Here is a 25,792-nt window from a genome sequence, read left to right as displayed (position 1 = left end):
TTCTAGTTCAATCTTTCCCCTCTTTTGATCCATTTTTCGATTTCCTTCTCAGACATGTCTTTAGGGAAACCTGGGTGAATCACTCCTTGAGAACATTTCTCACCTGCTTTTACTAGATCGGCATACGGTCCTGCTTGAGCGTTTTTAATGATCGCTTGTTTCTGATCGTTGTATTCAAACATCTTGTTATTGATTTTGATACATTCATCGCAACCGCTACATTCTTCCGACTCAATCCAAGGTGCCATATAGTTACCATTGTCTGCTGCTGCATTATCTGCTGGCTCAGGTGATGCTTCACCCTGAGGTAATACAACGTCTGCAATATCGCCTGCTTCTCCGGTAGCTAATTTCATTAAGCCCTGAGCAAGTTTTCCAACGATTTCCTGACGAATTTGTGATTCGTCTACCTCTTGAACTTCTTGCTTACCAGCTAAATCTTTCAGCATAATCCAGAATTCCTTACGCTCAATAGCAGAATCAACAATTGGCTCAGCGACCATTACTCTTGTCAATTGCTCTTTCTTATCGACTGCCCAAACGAATGGGAATAAACCTTCACGATCTTCTTTTGGCATTTCGATAAACTCAGCTAAAGGCACCATATTCTCGTTCCAAGTATCTCTTGGAGCCATTCTAAAGTGCTTTCTAAATCTAGCCTCAGTGATGGCAAAATCAGCGAAAGTCATATCTACTTCCATTGTTTTGTCTTTGCCATTGTCTTTATACTTTAAAGTATATTTCGGCCAAATCAAATCCATATCAGGGTTACCTGCTAAGTCGAAGTTTTCGGCAGCAGTAGTACCTAAATCTGGATTGTATTTAAAGATCGGATACGTACGTGACTCGATCGCTAACTTCGCTTGATGTGCACCTAAATCATCTGCCACACCATGTTCTGGCTGACAAGTAGTATAGATATTGAATAGGGCAGGACGCTTCGTCATTAGACCATCGATAAAGCCTTCTAACATCTGAGACGTATTGGCTAAAGTAGATTGCAATACATACGTATTTCTATGTGCCATGGCAATTAAACCAATCTCTTTACGAGGTTCTGGCTTACCTTTCCATACTTTACCATACTGTGCCATATCAGATACTTGACCGATAAAGCCAGATGTACAAGCTTGACCACCAGTATTCGAGTACACTTGAGTATCTACAACGACTACTTTGATTGGCTTACCTGATGCCATCATTCTCGATAGGTTTTGGAAACCGATGTCGTACATCGAACCATCACCACCAAGCGCCACAACTGGAGGACATAAATGCCATTCTTCATCACTGAATTGTTCCCAATTGAAGTAAGTGAAGAAATCGTCATGTTTATCAGCATCATATTCCCCAGCCAATTCCAATTCAGCTTTTCTAACTGCTTTGAAACCATCTGCCATTTTTGCCATGTGACCTTCGAAGATACCCATAGCCAATGATGTTGAATCTTGGAATAAGTGGTTTGCCCAAGGGAATGGATACGGGTTGTAAGGATAAGTAGATCCCCAAACCGAAGTACATCCAGTCGCATTGGTCATACCCATACTCGAGCGACCTCTACCTGTTGTACCTTGCTCGTATTTCCATTTCAATTGCTTCAGTTGTGCCATCAATTGCGTCACATTTCTGAACCACTCTTGGTCGATTGGAGCTGTACCTTTTGCAGATTCAATTCTGCTAGTAATACTCGACATCGTTAAGTCAGTATCCGACATCTCTGTCACAATATCTGCCATTAGATCCGCATCGTTTAAGTTGACTGTTTCCATCAACTTCAATTGGATATGCTTCTCTAATTTACAGATCAACTCACCAATGTAAGCGACATGTTTCTTCACTCTCGGCATCATCAAAGACTCTACCGTAGCAGTGAATAAATGGACTACAGATTTCTCTGAACAACCTAAACAAGCACCATCGCCTGAGGCCATCACAGAGTACGCATCTTTATTTAATAGAAGCGTTTCTAGTGGTCCGATTTTCTCCTCTAAATCTTCAATTCTATTGTATTTAGCAGGAGTGGTTGGTAGATCTTCCCAAAGGCTCCACTCATCGCGAAGTTTGGCTACCGAACCGTCTGTTTGTATCACAGCTTTTAAGGCATCATCCTCACAAACCTTGATACATTCCATACAACCTTTACAAGTTTGAGGGTTTAGAGTGATGCTGAATAGACCACCACTACCTTTCTCTTTTTTCTCGTTTAATTGATAATATGGACGTGTTAATGCGAATTGGAAATCACCTAGCTCGTTTTTGAACCACTCCAATTCTTGCACTTGAGCAGCTGGTGTAGATGCATCAAAAATAGCCTCATCTAAGATAGCGTGTATTTGATCATTCACCGTAACATCACCTTTCACACTGTCAAAACGCTCACGGATTTTACCGGTCATCTGACGGATCACTTTAGGTAGATGTTCTACTTTACCTTTTTTCTTTCTCACACGTTTTACCACCGTTTCCATCACATCGTTAAGGTCGGAAACTAAACCTGGTAAAGCCGTATCAGGACAAACGGTATAACAATTACCGCAGGCAGTACAATTGTTTGGAATCCATTCCGGATGTTCGAAACGAATACCTGTCATATCTCTAAATAGAGAAGAAGCTGCTGGCATCACACTCAAACCAATAAATGGATCGGTGATGTTGTCGTTCCCCATACCTCTTTGATAGAAATGACCTGTTTGCTCCCAGAAGCGGTGTACATCAGATAATTTTGATTCGCTTACTGGAGACTTTTTAAGAAGAGTTGGGGTTGGAATATCTTTGTGTACTTGATCAACGATTTGTTGTTCTGTGATTTCCTTGCAAGTGATTTCATTAACTTCATCGAAGCCACGTTTTACCACTCTCATGTTATCATCAACAACTCTTTGACCTTTACCTCCAAATTTATATTGTAATTGCTCTTGGATGGCATCTAATAATTTATCTGCATCAAGACCAGTTTTTTCCATTAATGGAGAAGATGAGAAGAAGGCACCTTGGAAGGCAATACCTTGCATTCTTAACTGAAGTTCTGGATCAGTTGCTTCTTCTCTCGCAATCTTAAATCCATCGATATAGAATACATGAATATTCTTCTCGATAATTATTTTTTGATATTGACGAGGGATGTCTGCCCAAACTTCTTCCTGAGTTGCTTTATCACTTTGGATAATGAAACAACCACCTTCTTTTAGACCGGCAATAGCATTCGTGTGCTTGAATACGTTAGGGTCTGGTGACAATACCACATCTACGAAGTAATACTCGCAGTTAATACGAATTGGTTCTGGTGCAGCTGCTAGATAATAAGTAGTTGGCTGACCTTTTTTCTCAGAACCATATTTCGGATTGGCTTTGATATCGTATCCAAGAAGATCGAACAATGTCATAGCCAAGTTCTTACCTGTTGTAATTGCACCCCAACCACCAATAGAGTGGAAACGTACAGTTACCGCCTCTTTAGGCATCAGGTTAGGATTCTCTGAACCACGAACCGAAAGATTCTTAATGTTTGGATAAGACTCCTCAATCGTTTCTTGATATTGTCTTTGCTTAGGGTTGAATGCTTTTTCTCTTACGAAATCAATCGATAAGTAGAATAACTTTTTCTGAGCCCCATCATCCATCATGTTTTCGATAGCACCAATAATTCCTTCCGGTTGAAGGTCTCTTGATCCCATACCAAACGAACCAGAATACAAGGCAGGCATATCTTTTGGTTGATAGCTGCTTAATTCTGGATAAGGAAGATTTTTCTTTTGAGTTCCATTCTCTAAACATTTCGATAACACTGAGCGCACCTCTCTCATGATCGGAGCATCTTCAGCTAATGGTTGATCTAAACGTTCTAGAATAGTGACCCCTTTCTTGCCTTTTAGTACTTGTGCAAGCATATCGGCAGGGAAAGGACGGAACATTACTAAATCGACTACACCTACTTTGATTCCTCTCGTTTCTCTGATGTAATCCACTACAGCTTCTGCACTAGAAACCACACTACCTTGTCCTAAGATGAGGTAATCAGCATCCTCCACTTTGTACGTCATGACTCTCTTGTACTCACGACCTGTTAAAGCGGCGAAATCTTTAAATGCTTGATCTGTAATTTCTTTAATGTGATCAAAGAAGAAAGGTCTTTGTGCAGCCACCGATTGCATATACGCATCTTGGTTTTGAACAATACCCGCCATTAACGGATTATCCACATCCCAAATTTCAGGAATACGTCTACGTGTCTCTCCATAGATAATTTTTTGAGCTGGAGTAGGCGTTGGGATAATGTCGTCTGGACGACCTAAGAAATCTTTGATTAAATCACGCTCAGGAAGGTTGAGCGACTCAATAAGGTGAGTAGTAAGGAAACCGTCTTGCGCAATCACACCCGGAGTTAAAGCCATCTCGGCAATTTTGTGGGAAATGATGTTCAAGTCGGCAACGTGTTGTGCCTTTTTGGCGAATAATTGGAAGAAACCTGTATCATCAATGGCATGGTAGTCATCGTGACCCGCATGCACATTAAGGGTAGATTTCGTCATGGCTCTAGCACCAATATTTAATACATAAGTAAGTCTTTTACCTACCGCTGCATATAAAGATTCGTGCATGTAAGCAATACCCTGACCAGAAGAGAAGTTTGCTGCTCTCTGTCCTGTCATAGATAAACCAGCCGTTACAGCTGCCGCTGCATGTTCACCCTCTGGCTCAATGAAAATTAATGGTTTGTCCGAAATGTTTAAGTGCCCTTTGGCTGCTTCTTCCGCCCAATATTCACCCATCTGAGTAGACGGCGTAATAGGGTAGGCCCCCGCTGCATCCGATGATTCTCTTTCGCACATAATAGCCGCGGTGTTACCATCCATCGCGACACGTACGCCAGGATACTTAGCGTTAGTTGTGTTGTTGCTCATTTTTATTAATGCTGCTTTTTAAATAAGTGTGTTATCTAATTCCGTACAAAAAAAGATGACAGATTTCAGTGAAACCCTGCATCGCGATTTTGCATTTTCTATATATATAATCTTGTAGTAATTGTTTGTTAACTTGGTTATTGTCAAGTATTTCGTCGAAATACTTTTCATTTATCTCACTCCATTTCACTACAAGAAGTTATTCCTCCTCTCTAATTAATAAAGTTAGCTTTCTAACATAATAGTTTTTTTGGACCAATAGTTACTAATATGTGCTTCGTGTTATAAGCTAAAATTATATTAATTGTACTCTTTACACTCCCAATGTATTGAGATTAGAAATGAATGAACATGATGATGATCAATAGAAAAGATGATGAAGGTCAATAATAAGAGAGAGTCATTGTAGGATTTGAAGTTGTATTTATTATTAAATAATTGCAAATATTATCTTATAATTACGTTTTTTGATGTCAATAGGTATGATTCTGCTAAAAACTGGTTTACCAATTTAAAGTCGCTTTTTTTGTACTTAAATGATTATTTAGAATAAATTTAAAATAGTATTTATGACGCTTATTTTAACATTTTAACTCCATTTTTTAAGATTTAAATTTTAAAGAAAGGTGATTTTAGAAATCGTAATTTCTCTCTGATTTTAATTTTCGCTCTAATATTAAAACACTTATTATTGGTTAATAATTGAAAATAACATAAAATGATTGTTTAATATCAATGATTAGTGTATATTAGACACTACATCACCACTAGCAATCTCAACCCATAGATTTTCATAACTTTTTCCTTTTGCCAAACTACAACTTTTAAAATACGATTATTATGAAAATATCAAGACGAATCATTAATCACGAGATGGACAGAATAGACCAAATGACTGAAGAACAGGCTTTACTTTTTACAAAAGAAACGGATTATTTTAATCCGGAGGTGGATAATGGCGTCTTCGCTAAAATAGAACCGCTTGTTATTAAGAATCCACAAAAGATTCAAAAGTTAATGTTAATTCAGATGCAATCTTTTAAGGCTTTAAATCCAAAAAAGAGAAGACCATACCTTGCTTATGTAAGTATGTTAGATGCACGAGGTACATTATTTTACGATTACACCAATAAGACAGAAGAAGAAATAGAGGATTTAGTACTTTCTGGAAAATTATTACCAAAATCATTAGTAGTTTATACATTGTTTTGCATTGATATGAATGATAAACATAGACGTAGTATTCATTTAGGATGCCCTTATGTATTTGTGAATAGACAAGCTACTTTTTGGCTAATGAAAAACTTTCAAGGTAGATTCTTTTTCGGAGAGGATAAAGAATTGATGAAGGAGATTAAGAACGCCGGAGGGGAGGTACATCGTTTTCCTTTGGGTAGAAAAAAAGTGTCTTAATAGAAGGCGTAAATCTACGCCTTTCTATTGTAGATTAAATATAAATTAGTGTGTTTATAGGTAAATACTGTCCAAGAATTAATAAGGATCACATTTTTTTTTCAGAAAATAAATGATTAACTAGTAGTGTCGAAACTAAAAAGCTAGGATAACCAAATTGACTACTGTTTAAATTTTTAATTTTCATCAAGATGAAAACATTAAGTCATGTGCTGTTATTAACAGCATTATTAGGGTTATTAAGCTGTCAAAATCAATCATCAGAAACATCTTCTAAAACATCAACTCTTAAAGAGGCATTTGATGGTAAATTCCTATTGGGTACTGCTTTACATGTAGATCACACCAATGGTCTAAGAGCGGCTTCTTCTTCATTAGTAGAAAAGCAATACAATTCTATTGTAGCAGAAAACTGTATGAAGCCAGAAGAAATTCATCCTTCAGAAGGAGTGTATAATTTCACAGAGGCAGATCAATTTGTCGAGTATGGGGAAAAGCACAATATGTTTATTGTAGGTCATACTTTGGTTTGGCATTCTCAGGTTCCTGATTGGTTCTTTATTAATGCAGAAGGAAAAGAATGCTCAAGAGAAGAATTGATAGAACGTATGAAAGACCACATTTATACTGTGGTTGGTCGCTATAAAGGTAGAGTAGATGCATGGGATGTGGTCAACGAAGCAATTGATGATAAAGAAGGTTTACGAAAAAGTAAATGGTATAACATTATTGGAGAAGACTTTATCGATTTGGCCTTTCAGTTTGCTCATGAAGCAGATCCAAATGCAGAATTATACTACAACGATTATTCTATGATTCTACCACATCGTCGTGCAGAAGCTGTAAGATTGGTAAAACGCCTTTTAGATAAAGGTATCCGTGTAGATGGTATAGGAATGCAAGCACATTATGGAGTGGATTACGTAAAAATTCCAGAATTTGAGAAAAGCATTACCGATTTTGCAGATCTTGGAGTGAAAGTAATGTTGACAGAATTAGATATATCTGTTTTACCTTTCCCAACCGAAGAGATTTCTGCTGAGATTTCTCAAAAATATGCCAAATCTCCAGAATTTGATCCATATCCAGAAAATCTTCCGGATAGCATGCAAGTGAAATTGGCTCAAAATTATGTCGATTTATTCAAGGTTTTAATCAAGCATCAAGACAAAATTAGTCGAGTAACTTTCTGGGGAGTGAACGATGCACATACTTGGAGAAACAATTGGCCTATCGAAGGTCGTACAGATCATCCTTTATTATTTGATAGAAATAATCAGCCAAAAGAGGCGTATCATGCGGTTTTGGAATTGGCAAAATCAAACCCTAAAGGGTAATTTTATTCCTTATTAGGGACAATTTTTATATTAAATAAGCGGTGGTCACGATCTTTATCAAGTCAAATTGATGATAAAATTTTACAAATGAGTTTATTCTCTGTATTATTATATATGATGAAATCGTGATCACTTTTTAAACTTAAATAATAACTATCACTTCACCGTCTGTATATGAATTATTATTTACTACTACTAATTACATTTTTCACAACTATTACAGTTTATGGTCAGCAAGATCAATTTATTAAATTGAACTTGAGTGCCGATGGGCGACCAATTACGGATATAAATAAGGATCAGCAAGGATTTTTATGGGTGGGTACTTTTGGAAATGGTATCTATAAATATGATGGTTTAAACTATGAGCTGTTTAATTATTCTGTAACCGATTCTTCTAAAATCAACGACAATTTTATTCGATGTTCATTAATTGATAATGATCAAAAACTATGGATAGGCACGAATAAAGGAATTAGCTATTTTGATACTCAAAAAGACAAATTCATTCCCATTAGATTAAGCAATACTGAAGATGTAGTTGCTTTCGAAATGGAGGAAACCAAAGATGAATCTATTATTTTGGCAACAAACACCAAAGGTATTTATATAAAGAACAAGGATAATTCCATCGATTTTTATCCGATGAAATTAAAACTAGAAGACTACTTTAAGATCAACTCTTTAGCCACAAGGGATCATAAAAACTACTATCTAGCCACCAACCAAGGGTTATTTATATTTAATTATCTAAGGAAAACCTTTACTAAAGTAAAACACAAAGACCTTCCCGAGAATATTAGTATTCAGAAAGTGTATTTGTCTAAAAACGGTACTCTTTGGATAGGAACGGTAGAATCTGGAATTTATACTTATAAGATATCTTCGGAAAAAGTAGAAGCTTTTCCTGTGACTACTACTAGAATAATGGATTTTTGTGATAGTGAATCAGGAATTTTTGTGGCGACAGAAAATGATGGCGTATTTGTTTTCGATGTTGAAGACAATAATAAATATCTTCATTTTGAGAGTAATGCAAAAGATTGGAATTCGCTTTCCTCCAATTCTGTTTGGTCGTTGTATGCAGTAGATAAAAATAAAATCTTGATTGGGTATTATGAATTTGGTGTTGGTTTATATGATCCGGAATTCTATAAATTTAGCCACCTTTCTCATAATCCTTATAATAAAAATTCTTTGGCTACTTCATCAGTAAATAGTATTGTCTCCGATAATAATGGCTTATTATGGTTAGGGCAAGATGGTGGAGGAATGACAAGATATGATCAAAAATTGGATCAATATTCAACGGTTAATACTCAAAACAATCAGCTAATAAAAGGCTTAGGAAGTGATGCAGTTCAATCTGTATTTAAAGATAGTAAAGGACAAACTTGGGTAGCTACTTGGGGAAATGGGATCTATTATTTACCTAAAGGAAAAACATCTTTTGTAAATTACACTAAGGACAATTCTAACTTATCTTCTGACCGTGTGATTTATTTTGATGAAGATAGTTATGGACGTATTTGGATTGCGACTTTTGATCGAGGGATTTGTTACTTTAATGCAAAAGATCAAAAGATGTATTACCCCAATTATGGTGATTTTGTTAAGACAAGCTTATCGACCAAAGATGTTCGAAATGTATTGGTAGATGGAAAAGATAATGTTTGGGTGGGTACAACAGAAGGACTCTTCTATATTGAAACTCAAGATAAACAGTTTAAAGTAAAGACAGTTTTATCACAACAATTGGGGGGAGACAACATTTTATCACTTTTTATAAGTCAGGATCGACATTTGTGGATAGGGACAGATGGAGCAGGTTTGTATAAGTATAATTTAGAAACCAAGCAGTTGATCTCCTATTATGGTAATAATAAAGTCAACCGAAAGGTGATTTGTGGAATCACAGAAGACCTGAATGGAAATATTTGGTTAAGCAGTAAAAATGGTATTGCTGTAATTCAAAAATGGAATGATAGTGTTCGTTATTTTACGCAAAAGGACGGTTTAGTATCAGAGAACTTTAATTATAACTCTATAGCTTTTGATCCTAATTCAAATACATTATTTGCCGGTTCTATCAGGGGGTTGAATTATATTGATGCCTCTATTATCAAACCCCAAAAATGCGAGGCGGAGATTTTCTTCAATACAATCAACATTCATCAAACGAAATTTCAGAATGATGTTGAGGAAATTCAAAGAAAGATAACAGACGGGGAAGAAGTAGTGCTTTCTCAGGATGAAAATATCTTCTCCATAGATTTTACCGGTATCGATTTCCCATATTCTGATAAAATTGATTTTGCTTATTATTTAGAGGGACCCGAAAAGTCATGGAATTATGTAGGTGCGGTGAGGAATGTGACTTATACTTCTCTACCAAGGGGAGAATATGTTTTTCATTTAAAAGGAATGGATAATAATGGGGTGTGGACAAAAGAAAAAACGATAAAGATCAAAGTTTTACCTTATTGGTACCAATCGAATTTGGCTATTGTAGTTTATGTTTTACTCTTCTTGCTTGGACTTTATTTCTTGAATAGAATAATGAAGGCAAGAGTGAGAATTTTGGAAGAAGCCAAAGGAGAAAGAGAGCGCAGATTGCAAGAGGAAGAACTAACTAAAGCAAAGCTTCGGTTTTTTACGAATATATCACACGAATTTAGAACTCCTTTGACATTGATTCTAAATCCAATTACTGATATGATATCTGGGCAGTTTTCTACTCAGCAATTAAGAGAAAAGAATGTCTCAATCTATAGAAATGCACTTCGATTAAAGAATTTGATAGATGAATTGATGGATTTTAGAAAGTTGAATTCTAAGAACATGAGCCTTAAAGCACAGCTATTAAATCCGGAAGAAGTGATTGAAGAGGCCATCTTATTTTTTGAAGAAGAAGCTGAAAGTAGGAATATCGAAATTTCTATCAAGAAAGACTTTACAAATGAGATTCAGATTTACTTGGATGAAAGTATGATCGAAAAGATCATCTTTAATCTGTTCTCTAATGCCTTCAAATTGATGGATCAAAATGGCGAAATCAATATCAATTTATCACTTTCTGATACTTATTTGAGAATTTCGGTAAGCGATACAGGTCCAGGAATTTCTAAAGAGAATCTAGAAAAGGTATTCGATCGTTTTTATCAGGTAGATGCACATCAGGATGCTTATTATGGTGGGACAGGAGTTGGATTGGAAGTAGTGAAACAGTTTGTGGAGCTGCATAAAGGTAAGATTTCAGTGGAAAGTATTGTAGGTGTGGGCACAACCTTCCATTTAGATTTCCCAATGGGTAAAGATCATCTCGATGAAAATCAAATATTTGATAGGAATTCGTTGAATAGAAAGAAATATGTACTTCCTGTAAGCGATCATAAATCGGTTATTGCAACTACTTCATCCGCTTCGAAAAAACAATCTGTTTTATTGGTAGAGGACAATTATGAACTGCGTTCTTATTTAAAGGAGGCGCTACACGAACATTATCAAATACATGAAGCATCTGATGGAGTAAATGCTTTGGATCTCCTCGAAGAAAAAAATATCGACATTATTATATCTGATGTGATGATGCCTAATATGGATGGTTTCACTTTATGTGAAAAGGTGAAGACGAATTTAAAGATTAGTCATATTCCTCTTATCCTTTTGACAGCCAAAAATGATCAAGAAGATAAAATAAAAGGAATTGATTTAGGGGCAGATGCTTATATACAAAAACCATTTGATTTAGAATTACTGCATGTGACTATAAAACAACTTCTGAAATCAAGACAAGTAATATTCGACCGATTTATTGGTAAATATCAAGAGGAAGGGTTTGAAAGTCCAACGACCACAAATGTAGATCAAGAGTTTTTAAAAACGATTACGGATTATGTGTATCAACATATTTCAGATCCTAATTTAAATGTTGAACATTTGGCTGGTCAATTGAATTTAAGTAGGAGTCAGTTATACCGAAAAATTAAAGCACTTACGGGTTTAACAGCTACAGTATTTATTAAACGGATTCGTTTAGAACAAGCAAAGAAATTGATATTGGTAGGGAATAGTAATATGAGTGACGTTGGATATCAAACAGGATTCTCTTCTCCATCTTATTTCTCGAAATGTTATAAAGAGTATTTCAATATTCTACCAACACAAGAATTAAAAGAGGTCGAAGGAAAAGAATAAGAAGGCAATTACTATTGATCTAATCATCTATAAACTCGGCTTTATGTCGAGTTTTTTTATACTTAAATGATAAACATGGTATAATATTTTATTTAAAGAGTAAGAATTGTATTTAATTTTTTTAACTATTTGATTTTTTAGTGTGGCTGAAATGAAAATTATGATGCATCAAATGTGACATTTGTTGCAAAAATGTGCCTCAACATCATTATTACAAGATTTTGCTTCAATTTTATTATTTGTATAAAGTACAATTATACAACTTGCAGCATGAGAAAAAAGTCAAGCGAACAAAATGTTCACTCTAGGAAATTAGTAGTACTAGAGGTCTTGGTTATTACTAGTTTAGTTGGTCTCATTATTTTAATAGCCACTTTGGCGTAGATAATAGACCAGCAGTTTCGACACAATTAACAAGTCTGTGATAAGGCACATTTTTTAACTTTAAAATCTACATAAACAAAATGAAAAGAAATTTTACTTAGACAACATTTCAGCTCTCAAGTTATGCTAACTCTAACTATTCACTAGATCTGTAAAGTTTAATATAAAACAAAATAGGTTTAGTATCTGATTGAATTAAACATAGAAAATGAAATGAACAATTATTTTTTTAGAGCAGACGTATCGAAAAAGATACCTCTTCTAATGATTCTATTTTCCGTTCTGTTATTACCAAACTATCTCTATGCTCAAGATTCCAAAATAATCAAAGGAGTTGTAGTAGATAGTAATAATAATGTACCACTACCTGGTGTAAATGTATTTATAGTAGGTACTACAATAGGTACGATTACCAACTTCGAAGGTGAATATTCTATTAAAGTAGATGCGAATTACACCGAGTTAGGTTTTAAATATATTGGTTACATCGAAAAGATGGTTTCCATAGAAAACCAAACTGAAATAAATATTTCGTTGGACGAAGATGTAAAGCAGTTAGAAGAAATTGTGGTTGTAGGTTATGGTACTCAGGAAAGAGCAAAAGTAACGGGTGCAATTGCAACAGTAGATTCTGAAGCCATTACTTCGACTCCGGTCTACACGGCAGATCAAGCTTTACAAGGTAGAGCTACAGGTGTGTCTGTAACTAATAATGGTTCTCCAGGTAGTGATCCAATTGTACAAATTCGTGGTGTAATGGGTACGAGTGGTAACAACCCTCTAATTGTAGTAGATGGTATTATTGTACAAGGTTTGGGTGATTTGAACCCTTCGGACATTGAGACAATGACGGTCTTAAAAGATGCTTCTACTACTGCTATTTATGGTGCACAAGGTGCAAATGGTGTAGTTGTAGTCACGACTAAGAAAGGTAAGTCAGGAGAAATTAAAATTGATATTGACGGCTACCGTGGTGTTCAAACAGTGCAAAACCAACATGATGTAATGGGTAGAGATGACTACATCAAATACTCTAAAATGTGGGGAAATGCTGCTGAAGGACGTTTAGAAAATGAAAAATATGCTGATATCAGTAAGTACAATACCAATTGGCAAGATGAGATTTTCCAACAAGGTATTATCGAAAACTACAATGTTGGCTTATCTGGAGGTGGTGAAAACACGAATTATAGAATTAGTGGTAACTACATGAATCAGGAAGGTGTATTAAAAAACACGGGTATTGAGCGTTTCATGTTTAGAGCGAATTCAAATTATACGAAAGGTAGATTGAAGGTAGCACAAACATTCTCGGTGTCAAGTACTGATAAAAAGCCGGAGCAAACATCTGCAGGTCGTTCAGCATTAGAGCATGCCATTAAAATGCCACCATATCTTACGGTTTATAATGCAAGTAATTTAGGTGGGTATCAAGGTACAAATATTCAATTGGATGGTCAAGATGCTGAAAACCCGGTAAGAGTTTTAGAACATACAGAAATCTCTAATCGAAGAGTGAACCTTATGGGTACGTTATCAGCAGAAGTGGAGTTATTCCAAGGTTTCTCTATTAAGGGACAAGGCGGTATTGACTACTTCAATTATACAAATGATTTATTCTCCCCAGCATACGACGATGGATCAGCTTTAGCTAGACCCAACAGAGCATTGATCGAGAAAGGATATGGATCTCATGCAATGATGACATTAATTGGACAAGCCAACTACAGTAGAAAATTCGGTAAACACAATGTAAATGCTGTAGCTGTTGTAGAACGTATTGAAAAGAAAAATATGAATGCAGGTACGTCGAGTTTTAATGAAATTACCAATGAGATCAAGAATACAACGAATACTGACTTAACTGGCGGTTCTTTCTCTGTAGATTATGGTAAACTAGGTTATTTAGGCCGTGTGAACTATGATTATGATGGTAAATATCTATTTGCTGCTTCATATCGTCGTGATGCTTCTTCTAGATTTGGAGCCAATAACAGATGGGCAGGATTCTACTCTTTATCATTAGGTTGGAACGTGTTGGATGAAGCATTTATACCAGAAACTGATTGGATGTCACAGTTAAAGTTAAGAGGTAGTTATGGTTCTGTGGGTAACGATAATATTGGAGATTATAGATATTCTGCATCTATCGTTTCAGGTAATCATAGATATGTTTTTGGTGGTGCAAACGGTGTGTATCAAGCATTTGGTACAACGGCAGGTAACCTACCAAACCCTAATTTAAAGTGGGAAACAACTTACATGACTAACGTAGGTGTTGATTTAGGTTTCTTCGAAGATCGTTTAACACTATCAGCTGAATATTATAAAAACGAAAGTGATGATCTATTAATTAATGTTCGTCAGGTTTCTTCTATTGGTGGTGTAAACTCTACTCAAGCGAAAAATGCAGGATCTGCTCAAGTAAGTGGTTTTGAATTTAATCTTGGAGTGAAAAACCAGGAGAAGGCATTGAAATGGGCAGCCAACCTAAATATTAGTACCATGCAAAATAGAGTGAATGATCTTGGTGGAGAAACACTTTTTGAAGGGTACTATGAAAACAACGGTTCTATCTTAAGAAGTGTTGAAGGTGAGCCGCTAAGACATTTCTACGGTTATCAAGCAGTAGGTATTTTTAGATCTTGGGAAGAGATTTATACTTCACCAATTCAGACATCAAATACTGCGCCTGGCGATGTGAAGTTTAAAGATATTTCTGGTCCTGACGGTGTACCTGATGGTGTTATCGATCATCACGATCAAACAATCATCGGTAATCCAACTCCAGATGTAGTATTTGGTTTAAACATGGATTTTAGTTATAAGAACTTCGATTTAAACATCTTCTTTAACGGTACTTATGGAAATGAAATCTATAATACTACAAGATGGTATTTGGAAGGCGGGCAACGTTTCTTCAATGCCCATCCAAAGATGTTAAATGCATGGACGCCTGAGAATCCAGATTCTGATGTACCTCGTTTAAGCGAGTCGGGTGATAACTTAAGAACTTCAGATCGTTTTGTGGAGGATGGCTCTTATTTAAGACTGAAAAATATCACTTTAGGATATACACTTCCTAAAAACGTTTTATCGAAATATATCTCAAGATGTAGATTCTATGTAAGTGGACAAAACTTGTTTACAGTAACAAAATATACTGGTTTGGATCCAGAGGTTGGTGCTGCAGCAGCAAGTGGTAACAACCCTGCCGAGACGGGTATCGATAGAGGTAACTATCCAACTCCTGTAACAATTATTGGTGGCTTACAATTAAACTTCTAAACATCATGACAAAAATTAAAAATACATTCATTTTATTATTAGTGATTGCACTTGGAAGTAGCTGTAGTACAGATTTCCTTAACATCTCTAACCCTAATGAACTTACTGAGGATACTTATTTCAAGAACAAATCTCAGTTACAATCTTCGGTTGATGCATCTTATGTCAATTTGCAATCAAAAGGTCTTTACATCCGTCATTTATTTTTTATGAATGACAATATGGGTCACGAAGTGGAATTAAATCCTCAACACGAGCCTGATAAACGTCAGTATTATAATTTTACTTTTGACTCAAATCACGAAGGCATCTTTACTTATTGGGATAACTGCTTTAGAGGTATTAATAAAGCAAACTTCGTAATCTCGAATCAAGATAAATTTGAGAATGTTACTCAGGATGATGTGGATAGAGCATTAGGAGAAACTCACTTTATGAGAGCCTTTTACTATCATCTTTTAGTGACTCGTTTTGGTGGTGTTCCGATTTACCCAGAGTTAACTGATACTCCAAAACCGAGATCAACTAAAGAAGAGGTATATCAATTTATTTTGGAAGATTTAGCCATTGCAGCTGAACTTTTACCTACTCAAGCGAATTCTGATGGAGGTAGAGCAACTTCAGGAGCAGCCTATGCATTAAAAGGTAAAATGCACTTGTACAGACAAGAATGGCAAGAGGCAGCAGATGCTTTCAAGAAAGTAACAGGTTATACTTTGGTAGACGATTATTCTCATAACTTCCTAGAAGAAACGGAATACAATTCTGAATCAGTTTTCGAAGTAGGTTTTACAAGAGAATTTGGTTGGTCTGATCAAGATACTTGGTGGGTAGAAGATGCTTCAGGAATGCAGTTCGTATCGTTAAGAGGTCAGGAATATGGTTGGAACGATTGGTTCAACTCTTACCCAGGAGATGACTTGTTAGACGAATATGAAGCGAACGATCCTCGTTATGTAGCCAATTTCTATACAGATGGAGAGTTGTTTAATAACGGAACAGAAGTAGTAAGTCTTCCAGATCATAGAGCAGCTTGGAAGAAATATCAAAACTATTATCAACGTCCGAAAGAGGAAATTGCATCAGGTATTAATCACCGTGTAATTCGTTACTCAGATGTTCTATTAATGAGAGCAGAGGCGGAAAATGAGTTAGGTAATATCTCGACAGCAGTTAATTTAATGAACGAAGTGAGAGCAAGAGTAAACATGCCGTTATATGGATCAGCAGAAATGAATGCAACGTATCCTGTAAGTAATAAATCGGATGTTTTCAAAGCCATCGTTCACGAAAGAAAAGTAGAGTTAGCTGGTGAACAAGTACGTTACAATGACCTACTACGTTGGGATATGGCTTCAACATTCTTAGCAGGATCAGGCTTTGTAAGTGGTAAGTCGGAGTTACTTCCTATTCCACAAAAAGAAATTGATGTAAACCCTGAAATTTCTGCAGCGGATCAAAATCCTGGCTATTAATATCAGCTTGTTGAACTGAAAATGAATGAACTATGAAAAATAAATTTATATATATATACCTTTTAGGATTACTTTCTGTTTGGGGATGTACATCAGAAGATTCTTCACCAATGGAAGAACTGCCAAAAGCAGCATTTACAGCGACTCCATCAGATGAAAATCCTAACTACATAGTACTTGATAATCAATCGACAGGGACATCCATTATGAGTTCTTGGAAGTTCAAGGAAGATGGACCTTTCGTAAGAGGATCACAAGGTATGGATACTACCTATTACCCTAACGAAGGAACTTACAAAATTACGTTATATACAGGTAATAATGCAGGTGTAGATACAGTGTCTCAAGATATCGTTATCGAACAAAGAGATCCGGATTTACCACCAATCGGAGGAGATGCTTTCTTATTGTTAGGCGATTTCGAAGATGGTAATGTGGGTGATTGGAATGCATGGGGACAAGATGTTTCTGTGGTAAGTAATCCAGGTGCATCAGCAGCTAATCCTTCTGATTTGGTGTTGAAAATGACCCAAACAGAACCTTGGCAAAACAGTGCTGTTAGAAGTATTCCTCAAGTGACTCCTTTTGCAACAAAGATTGTGGTTGATGTTTACTTCGAAGTAGCAGGCGAATTAAAACTACAGATAGAAAGTGATTTTAATACCGGATATTTCCAAGCTGTACCAGCCGGAGAATGGGTAACATTAGAATACAATCTCGAAGGAGAAGTTGATCCTGCAAAAGAGTATCCATGGATTCTTTTCCAAGGAAATACGGCAGGAAGTTACTACATCGATAACATCAAATATTATGCACTTGATATTGGTGGAAATAACGGAACAGTATATGGCGATTTTGAAGACGAGCAAGTGGGTGATTGGAATGCTTGGGACCAAGCCGTTTCAGTAGCAGCAAATCCAGCAGCAGATGCTGTCAACTCATCAAACTTTGCTTTAATGATGACACAAGCAGATCCTTTCTCAGCAAGTGCTGTTAGAAACGGTCAGATTGTGGGTGTTGCAGCCGATAAGATTACGGTTGATGTGTATTTTGAACAAGCAGGTTCTCTAAAGTTACAATTGGAAAGTGATTTTGATACAGGGTATTTCCTTGATGTCGAACCTGGAAAATGGGTAACATTAGAGTACGATCTAAACGGACAAATAGACGGAAGTAAGGAATATCCTTGGGTGGTTATTCAGGGAAATACGGCAGGGAATTACTATGTCGATAACATTACTTACTACGAACAGTAAATTGTTTTCAATCCAGGGTGAAAGCCCTGGGTTGTAACTAAGCTTCAAAAAGAAATAACATGAAAAAATTATTTATATATCTATTATCTGCGTTAGTAGTTGGACTCACAAGCTGTGTAGATAATAAAGAGCAAGAATTAACACTTTCTTCACCGACTATTTATAAAATCTCCAACTTAAAAGCCAGTAGCTTTACGGCAGATTGGACAAGCATTGTGAATGCACAAAGCTATGAACTAAATCTGGCTACTGACGAGAATTTTACCAACCTTGTGGCTCCATATGAAAGTGTTTCTACTAAAGAAGATTTCTTCCATTTTGAGGGGCTTGCTAAAGGACAGACTTTTTATGTGAGAGTAAAAGCCTCTCTTAAGGAGAAATCTTCAGATTTTTCTAGTGCAAAATCAATTACTACTTTGGCCGAAGATGGTGTAGAGCCAGACACTCCACTAAAAGATGTGGCGACAACGTTTAGAGTAGGTATGGCTACTATTGTAGATCGATTAAATGGAACTCACGATGAGATCTACAAAAGAGAATACAATCAGATTTCAGCTGAATGGGAAATGAAAATGAATATCATGTATCCAGAAGAAGGTAGATATGATTTTACATTAGCAGATCAATTGGTAGAATATGCACAAAATAACGGTATGGAAGTTCATGGTCATGCTTTGATTTGGCATGCAGCTACTCCGGATTGGGTAGAGAACTATGCAGGAACGGACGAAGAGTTTTCTGATATGGTCGAAGATTATATCAAAACTACTGTAACACGTTACAAAGGAAAAGTAATCTCTTGGGATGTTGTGAATGAAGCCATTGATGATGCTGGTGGAAATTATAGAAATTCAGTTTTCTTAGAAAGAATGGGTGAAGGCTATATTCAGAAATGTTTTGAATGGGCAAGAGAAGCAGATCCAGATTGTTTATTATTCTACAATGATTATAACTTATGTTGGGATAGAACTAAGTTAGATGGTGTCATCACTAAAGTGGTTGATAATTTCCAATCGAATAATGTTCCTTTAGATGGTGTTGGTTTCCAAATGCACATTGGTTATAACGGCCCATCTAAAACAACAATTGCAGAACATACTAAACTAATTACTGATAAAGGTATTCTTATGCACTTCTCGGAGTTAGATGTAAAGATAAATCCTGATAATGATTTATCGGGTCCTACTGAGGAAAGAGAGTTTGCTCAAAAGGACAAAGTGAGAGAGGTAGTAGAAGTGTATAATGCAATACCGGAAAGTAGCAAGTTTGCACTAACGATTTGGGGATTAAGAGATGATGAATCATGGATTCCAAGCCATCAAGGTCATGATGATTGGCCATTATTATACGACAAAGACTTTACGATCAAAAAAGCACATACAGGCTTCTTAGAAGGCCTTCAAGAATAGAGTTAGCTATGTGAGGAGGAGGGAATCAGAGTACCTCTTTCTCCTTCTAACATCAAACAATTTATTTATCGGCTTGTCAATAAAAGAATCAACATGTGTGTGTTGGGGTGGTATTTTATTGCTTAGATTTTATTGACTTTATTATTGAGAAAAATGAAAATTGATGACCAAAAAGTATCGTTAAAAGAAAAGATTGGATACAGCTTGGGTGACTGTTCTGTTAATTTTGTATTTCAAATTATGTTGGTTTTTCAACTTGGTTTTTATACAGACGTTTTCGGAATTAAAGCAACAGCTGCTGGAACGATTCTATTATTAGCAAGAGTTATTGATGCCTTTGTAGATCCTGTGGTAGGCATTATGTCGGATAGAACCAACACAAGATGGGGGAAATATAGGCCATGGGTGCTTTGGACTGCCATACCTTTTGGATTATTTTTCTTTTTAGCTTTTACTACTCCAGATCTTACGGAGCGATATAAAGTGATTTACGCAGGGATCACCTATACCTTATTAATGGCCATCTATTCCTTAAATAACACACCGTACTCAGCTTTACATGGAGTGATGTCGAGTGATATTGATGAGAGAACTAATATTGGATCTGTTCGATTTGTTTTAGCCATGGTGGCCTCATTAATTGTACAAGGTTTTACATTACCATTAGTCGATAAATTAGGTCAGGGTGATGATCAGAAAGGTTGGTCGATGGCGATAGGTATTTTCTCACTCATTGCTATTGTATTTTTTGTCATCACTTTTCTTACTACGAAAGAAAGAATTACACCGCCTCCAACACAGAAAACTTCCATCAAACAAGATTTTAAAGATTTGAGTAAAAACGGTCCATGGTTCTCTATGTTTATTGTGACCCTTTTTATCTTCACAACATTATCATTATGGGGAGGAGGAATGTATTATTTCTTTAGTTATTACATGCAACCTCAAGCCATTTTCTCATTCTTAGAGCAATTCAATTTAGTACAAACTACCAACAGCGAACCATCATTATTACACAGTTTAATGGATGCCTTTGGTCTATTGGCATTACCAGATCAAAGCAATGCATTTAGTGTTGGATTTAGCTTTTTTAATATGATAGGGCAGTTTTTTACCATTATTGGTGTATTGACCCTGTCTGCTCCATTGGCAAAAAGGTTTGGCAAAAGAAACACCTTTATTGTCTGCCTGTTTATGACTTCAGTTTTTACTGGACTATTTTTCTTTGTTCCAGAAGATAAGGTGGGTTGGGCATTTACCTTAAATATTTTGAAGTCAGTATTCTATGCACCAACCATTCCGTTACTCTGGGCAATGATGGGCGATGTAGCCGATTATTCAGAATGGAAATATAAAAGAAGAGCCACGGGATTTGTCTTCTCAGGGATTGTATTTGCATTAAAAGCCGGATTAGGTTTAGGAGGTGCTTTATGTGGATGGATCGTATCAGTTTATGGATATGAACCTAATATGGTACAATCTACAGAGGCCATTTTTGGTATTCGTTTAACTGCTTCAATTGTCCCTGCAGCTACATTTATGATTTCGGTTATTTCTCTCATTTTTTATGTGATTACGAAAGAGTTCAATATCAAAATGCAAGGGGAATTATCAGATAGAAGAGCAAAGCAACAAGAAAATGAATTTATAGAGGTCGAAAATGTGGCCTTAAATTAAGTATATATCATATCATTTGATAAAATAAAATCAGCATGAGTTTAGTAAAAAATAAACCAAAATATATTGCAGATCATTTGTACACTGCAGACCCTTCCGCTCACGTATTTAATGGAAAATTATATATCTATCCATCACACGATATTGAATCTGGTGTAGAAGAGAATGACAATGGTGATCATTTCAATATGCAAGATTACCATGTCTTCTCTATGGATGATATTAATGGAGAAGTGACGGATCATGGTTGTGTTTTGAAATTAGAAGATATTCCTTGGGCTGGAAGACAAATGTGGGCACCCGATGCCGCTGAAAAAGATGGTAAGTATTATTTGTATTACCCAATGAAAGATAAAAATGATATCTTCAGAATGGGAGTGGCAATTAGCGAAAAACCAGAGGGGCCATTTATTCCAGAACCAATGCCAATGGATGGGAGTTACAGTATTGATCCAGCTGTTTTTAAGGATAATGAAGAAGATTTCTATATGTACTTTGGAGGAATCTGGGGAGGTCAATTACAAAGATATAGAGATAATAAGGCAATAGAAGTGGGACAAGAACCTGCTGACCATGAAGATGCTTTGTGTCCGAAAGTCGTGAAACTTTCTAAGGACATGAAGGGCTTTGCGGAAGAACCAAAAGATGTAGTGATTCTCGATGAAAATGGTGAGCCATTAAAAGCTGGAGATCACGATAGAAGATATTTTGAAGGACCTTGGATGCATAAATATAATAACAAGTATTATTTCTCATATTCTACAGGTAATACCCATAGAATATGTTATGCAGTAAGTGATTCACCGTATGGACCATTTCATTATAAAGGTGTTGTATTAACTCCTGTGGTTGGGTGGACAACTCATCACTCCATTGTAGAATTCAATGGAAAATGGTATTTATTTTACCATGATAGTCAACCATCAGGAGGAAAAACTTGGCTGAGAAGCGTAAAGTTTGTGGAAATAGATTTTAATGAAGATGGTTCAACAACCACTGTAGACGGTGAAATGTAATAACATGTATCATTCATTGTTTCAAAAGCACTCTCAAATTGGGAGTGCTTTTTTTGTGTAGGACAAATGGAGCATCAAAATGCTTCATTTTTGATGCTCCATTTTTATTATTATTTGTCGTTTTTTTGATATACAACCGATTGTTCTTCAGTTACTTTTGATAATGAGATCTCAATGAAATGAATTAACTCTTCTACTATCTATTTTGTTCCGGCTACATCATAGAAGTCAGAAAGAGTGCTAACTAAATCTACTAAATTATTGAAATGAAAAATTATCTAAACGAAAAGGTAAACTTTAGGAACAATCATGTAAAACCACCAAGCTTTGTAAAAACTATCGCTCTCTTATTTATTTCACTACTGTTTTTTAGAGTGGATTGTAATGCCGTTATTTCTAATTCGGGTATTACAATACAAACAGAGACAATGACTTTAGGAGGAGCTTATGCAGGTACGACAACAACTCCTTTTGATGGTATCATTTTATATGCTAATGATGATAATGGATCCACAACCATTCAACTTTCCAATGCACCCGGAGTATTTGATATAAGCTTAAGAGGAGCATCCACAAATGCTAGTGCTGCAGGTGTTAGTTTAGAAATTGATGGAACCGAAATTACCACTTTTTCTTTTTCTGGTACTGTCCCAAGTATTGATACAAAATCAATAAAAATTGAAGGGAATGCAGGAAGTAAAGTGATCAGGTTGGTACTGAAAACAGATAATGGATCAAATGATACATTACTGGATTGGATCAGTTTTACTCGAACGGGTGATATTCCACCTCCTCCTGCACCTCCAACTTTGCCAAGCGAGGGTGCTTTCTATACAGGGAATTATAGAAATATGTTTAAAGAGGCAGGGTATACACAACAACAAATTGATGATAAAATCAATAGTGTTTATCAACAGTTATTTTATGGAGATAATGATACCGAAAGAGTATATTACCCTAAAGGAACGGATGAGGGCTACATCTTAGATATCGATAATAATGATGTACGATCAGAAGGGATGTCTTACGGAATGATGATCGCGGTCCAAATGAACAAGCAAGAGGAATTCGATCGTATATGGAAATTTGCGAAAACTCATATGCAACATGGTCCGGGAAACCGAGAAGGTTATTTCCGTTGGATTGTGGATGCGAATGGAGCAGAATTAGATCCTAATACGGCTTCAGATGGTGAAATATATTTTATCACAGCCTTGTATTTTGCTTCCGTAAGATTTGGAGATCGCGGTGGTATTTATAATTACCGTGCAGAAGCGGATTATATCCTTGAGCAAATTATGAATAAAGGGTGGCCACACAATCAGATCATTGGTTCAGTACCAAATATGTTTAATGAGGAAAAGAAAGTCTGTTTCGTGCCTTATGCTCAAGCTTCAACTTATACAGACCCTTCATACTTTTTGCCTTCTTTTTATGAAGTTTGGGGAATGATGGCCAAAACCAATCGTCAATATTGGAAGGATGCTGCAGTTGTTGCTCGCGACTTTTTTCAAGCGGCTGCACATCCTACAACAGGTTTAATGCCTGATTATTCCAATTATGATGGTAGTCCAACCGGCGGACATAAAGAGGATTTTGTCGTAGATGCTTGGCGCTGTGCGATGAATGTTGCCATGGATTATGCTTGGTTCAAGAAAGACGAAAGAGAGAAAACAATTACCGATAACATTCAAGACTTTTTCTACAATGAAGGTATTTATAGTTATTCTAGTGGCTATACCTTAGATGGCAATCCTTTACCAGGGACAGACTATCAAGCAGTAGGTTTGGTCGCTTGTAATGCCATGACTTCTTTGGCTTCCACCGATGCGAAATCTTGGGAATTTATCAATGCATTATGGGATCGAGCACCAACCACAGGTCGATACCGTTATTATGATGGATTATTACAAATGATGTGTCTATTGCATTTATCAGGTAATTTTAAAGCGTATGTAGACGGTTCAACTCCTCCTGTTGATCCTAATCCGATTCCTGTAACAGGAATTACTTTAACTCCATCATCATTGTCTTTGGTAGTGGGACAAACAAGTAATCTGTCAGTAAGTATTTCACCCTCAAATGCTGATGATAAACGAGTAAATTATACATCGTCGAATACGAACATTGCGACTGTTTCAACTTTAGGTGTCGTTCAAGCGATTCAAGAAGGGAGTACAACAATTACTGCGACAACTGTAGATGGTGGTTTTACAGATGAAACTATTATAACAGTTAGCTCACCTCCAACATCTGGACAAACGCCTTATTTAGGTAGTCCACAAATTATTCCTGGAACAATAAATCCCGTCACATTTGATAATGGTGGTCAAGATGTTGCCTACAATGATTCTGATGTGGACAACAATGGCAATGGCGATCGTCAGGATACGGATGTAGATACCGAAAACAGAACGAATGGTGGTAATATTGGATGGATTGCTGCAGGAGAATGGTTAGAATACACAGTAGACATCAATACAACAGCCAATTATACTTTATCAGCTGAAGTTGCTTCACCATCATCTGATGGAAAATTTCATATTGAATTTAATGGTGTCGATAAAACTGGAATAATCAATGTGTCCTCTACAGGAGGATGGGGTACATTTACCAATGTAACTGCTTCGAATGTTAGTTTAACCGCAGGGGAACAAGTGATGCGAATTGTTTTTGATGAAGGAGGTTTTAATCTTGGAAATCTATCTTTTACCGAAGATAATTCTAACGGAGGTGGAGATAATGGAGGAGACAATGGCGGAAATACGGGTACATGTTCTTTTGGACTACCTAGTTCAGAAGCATTTCCTACTACCAATACAAGCTTCACTCATGCACATGTATTAGGTAATGGTCCCGATTTATCTCATGTAAATAATATTTCCGTGAACTGGTCGAAAGAAGGCGGACAAATTTGGGACTTCTCTATGCGTACAAATAACGGTGTGCCTAATTGGTATGTTGATCTTAAAACAGCCATTACTCATACTTTAGGTAGTGCCTCTCCATCGATCACTTTTTCGAATAGTGGATTCAGCGGATTAGATGGAGCATATTGGATTGGCAAAGAGGGTTCAGATGTGGTATTGGTTTCAAAAACATCAGATTTCACCATTTATTTAAGTAATTCTTCTTCTGCACCTAGTTGCTCTAATGCTAGGTTGATGACTGTGAATTCAACATCAAATAGTGATTTGGAAAATGAAATTCAACTTTATCCGAATCCTGCTACAGATCAAGTGAGCATCAAAGGGCTGAAAAGTACAACGACTAAAATCAAAATTTATACGATAAGTGGGGTATTGGTTTCTACTTCAATTTTAAATGAAGATGAAAGAAAGTTGAATGTTTCAGCTTTAAAGAAAGGAACCTATGTGCTTCAACTTTTATCGGATGATGATTATCAAATTAAAAAACTGATGATTCAATAATTAAACTG

General features: G+C 36.2%; 11 protein-coding genes. 10 read left to right on the top strand and 1 reads right to left on the bottom strand.

All coding sequences use genetic code 11. The features are described from left to right. Positions 1 to 2 precede the first annotated feature (2 nt). The gene (locus KMW28_RS26620) at positions 3 to 4,901 is read right to left on the bottom strand and encodes a 2-oxoacid:acceptor oxidoreductase family protein (RefSeq protein ID WP_205958242.1); all 4,899 of its coding nucleotides are present in this window, start codon (positions 4,899 to 4,901) and stop codon (positions 3 to 5) included. A gap of 840 nt (positions 4,902 to 5,741) precedes the next feature. Here KMW28_RS26620 and KMW28_RS26615 point away from each other — a divergent pair. From KMW28_RS26615 to KMW28_RS26570, 10 genes are all read left to right on the top strand, one after another. Continuing rightward, complete coding sequence (locus tag KMW28_RS26615; protein WP_158297899.1) at positions 5,742 to 6,314, top strand: hypothetical protein; 573 nt, start codon at positions 5,742 to 5,744, stop codon at positions 6,312 to 6,314. 191 nt (positions 6,315 to 6,505) lie between these two features. Further along, on the top strand, positions 6,506 to 7,651 hold the full coding sequence (locus tag KMW28_RS26610) for an endo-1,4-beta-xylanase (RefSeq protein ID WP_169667078.1): 1,146 nt from the start codon (positions 6,506 to 6,508) through the stop codon (positions 7,649 to 7,651). Between the two features lie 174 nt (positions 7,652 to 7,825). After that, positions 7,826 to 11,848 carry a hybrid sensor histidine kinase/response regulator transcription factor gene (locus KMW28_RS26605; protein ID WP_169667080.1) on the top strand — a complete coding sequence of 1,341 codons (4,023 nt, stop codon included), beginning with the start codon at positions 7,826 to 7,828 and terminating at the stop codon, positions 11,846 to 11,848. A gap of 597 nt (positions 11,849 to 12,445) precedes the next feature. Beyond that, positions 12,446 to 15,520 (top strand): SusC/RagA family TonB-linked outer membrane protein, encoded by a 3,075-nt coding sequence (locus KMW28_RS26600; protein WP_169667082.1) that lies wholly within the window; start codon positions 12,446 to 12,448, stop codon positions 15,518 to 15,520. A 5-nt stretch (positions 15,521 to 15,525) separates the two neighbouring features. Then, on the top strand, positions 15,526 to 16,995 hold the full coding sequence (locus tag KMW28_RS26595) for a RagB/SusD family nutrient uptake outer membrane protein (RefSeq protein ID WP_169667084.1): 1,470 nt from the start codon (positions 15,526 to 15,528) through the stop codon (positions 16,993 to 16,995). Positions 16,996 to 17,027: 32 nt separating this feature from the next. Next, positions 17,028 to 18,251, top strand: coding sequence for a carbohydrate binding domain-containing protein (locus tag KMW28_RS26590; RefSeq protein WP_169667086.1), 1,224 nt, complete (start codon positions 17,028 to 17,030; stop codon positions 18,249 to 18,251). 59 nt (positions 18,252 to 18,310) lie between these two features. Further along, a complete protein-coding gene (locus KMW28_RS26585; RefSeq protein WP_169667088.1) occupies positions 18,311 to 19,660 on the top strand; it encodes an endo-1,4-beta-xylanase in 1,350 nt (449 codons plus the stop codon). A gap of 153 nt (positions 19,661 to 19,813) precedes the next feature. Then, positions 19,814 to 21,337, top strand: a complete 1,524-nt coding sequence (locus KMW28_RS26580; protein WP_169667090.1) for an MFS transporter — start codon at positions 19,814 to 19,816, stop codon at positions 21,335 to 21,337. 35 nt (positions 21,338 to 21,372) lie between these two features. Beyond that, positions 21,373 to 22,353, top strand: coding sequence for a glycoside hydrolase family 43 protein (locus tag KMW28_RS26575; RefSeq protein ID WP_169667092.1), 981 nt, complete (start codon positions 21,373 to 21,375; stop codon positions 22,351 to 22,353). A 266-nt stretch (positions 22,354 to 22,619) separates the two neighbouring features. Beyond that, positions 22,620 to 25,784 carry a glycosyl hydrolase family 8 gene (locus KMW28_RS26570; RefSeq protein WP_169667094.1) on the top strand — a complete coding sequence of 1,055 codons (3,165 nt, stop codon included), beginning with the start codon at positions 22,620 to 22,622 and terminating at the stop codon, positions 25,782 to 25,784. The last annotated feature ends 8 nt before the right edge of the window (positions 25,785 to 25,792 follow it).

This window comes from Flammeovirga yaeyamensis, assembly GCF_018736045.1.
Lineage (GTDB): Bacteria > Bacteroidota > Bacteroidia > Cytophagales > Flammeovirgaceae > Flammeovirga > Flammeovirga yaeyamensis.
Note: the sequence above shows the minus strand (reverse complement) of the source record. Positions and strands in the feature narration are given on the sequence as shown.

What these genes read in the sequence shown, in the direction of transcription:
- KMW28_RS26620 (WP_205958242.1), bottom strand. Translation starts at nt 4,901, where the DNA reads ATGAGCAACAACACAACTAACGCTAAGTATCCTGGCGTACGTGTCGCG.
- KMW28_RS26615 (WP_158297899.1), top strand. Translation starts at nt 5,742, where the DNA reads ATGAAAATATCAAGACGAATCATTAATCACGAGATGGACAGAATAGAC.
- KMW28_RS26610 (WP_169667078.1), top strand. Translation starts at nt 6,506, where the DNA reads ATGAAAACATTAAGTCATGTGCTGTTATTAACAGCATTATTAGGGTTA.
- KMW28_RS26605 (WP_169667080.1), top strand. Translation starts at nt 7,826, where the DNA reads ATGAATTATTATTTACTACTACTAATTACATTTTTCACAACTATTACA.
- KMW28_RS26600 (WP_169667082.1), top strand. Translation starts at nt 12,446, where the DNA reads ATGAACAATTATTTTTTTAGAGCAGACGTATCGAAAAAGATACCTCTT.
- KMW28_RS26595 (WP_169667084.1), top strand. Translation starts at nt 15,526, where the DNA reads ATGACAAAAATTAAAAATACATTCATTTTATTATTAGTGATTGCACTT.
- KMW28_RS26590 (WP_169667086.1), top strand. Translation starts at nt 17,028, where the DNA reads ATGAAAAATAAATTTATATATATATACCTTTTAGGATTACTTTCTGTT.
- KMW28_RS26585 (WP_169667088.1), top strand. Translation starts at nt 18,311, where the DNA reads ATGAAAAAATTATTTATATATCTATTATCTGCGTTAGTAGTTGGACTC.
- KMW28_RS26580 (WP_169667090.1), top strand. Translation starts at nt 19,814, where the DNA reads ATGAAAATTGATGACCAAAAAGTATCGTTAAAAGAAAAGATTGGATAC.
- KMW28_RS26575 (WP_169667092.1), top strand. Translation starts at nt 21,373, where the DNA reads ATGAGTTTAGTAAAAAATAAACCAAAATATATTGCAGATCATTTGTAC.
- KMW28_RS26570 (WP_169667094.1), top strand. Translation starts at nt 22,620, where the DNA reads ATGAAAAATTATCTAAACGAAAAGGTAAACTTTAGGAACAATCATGTA.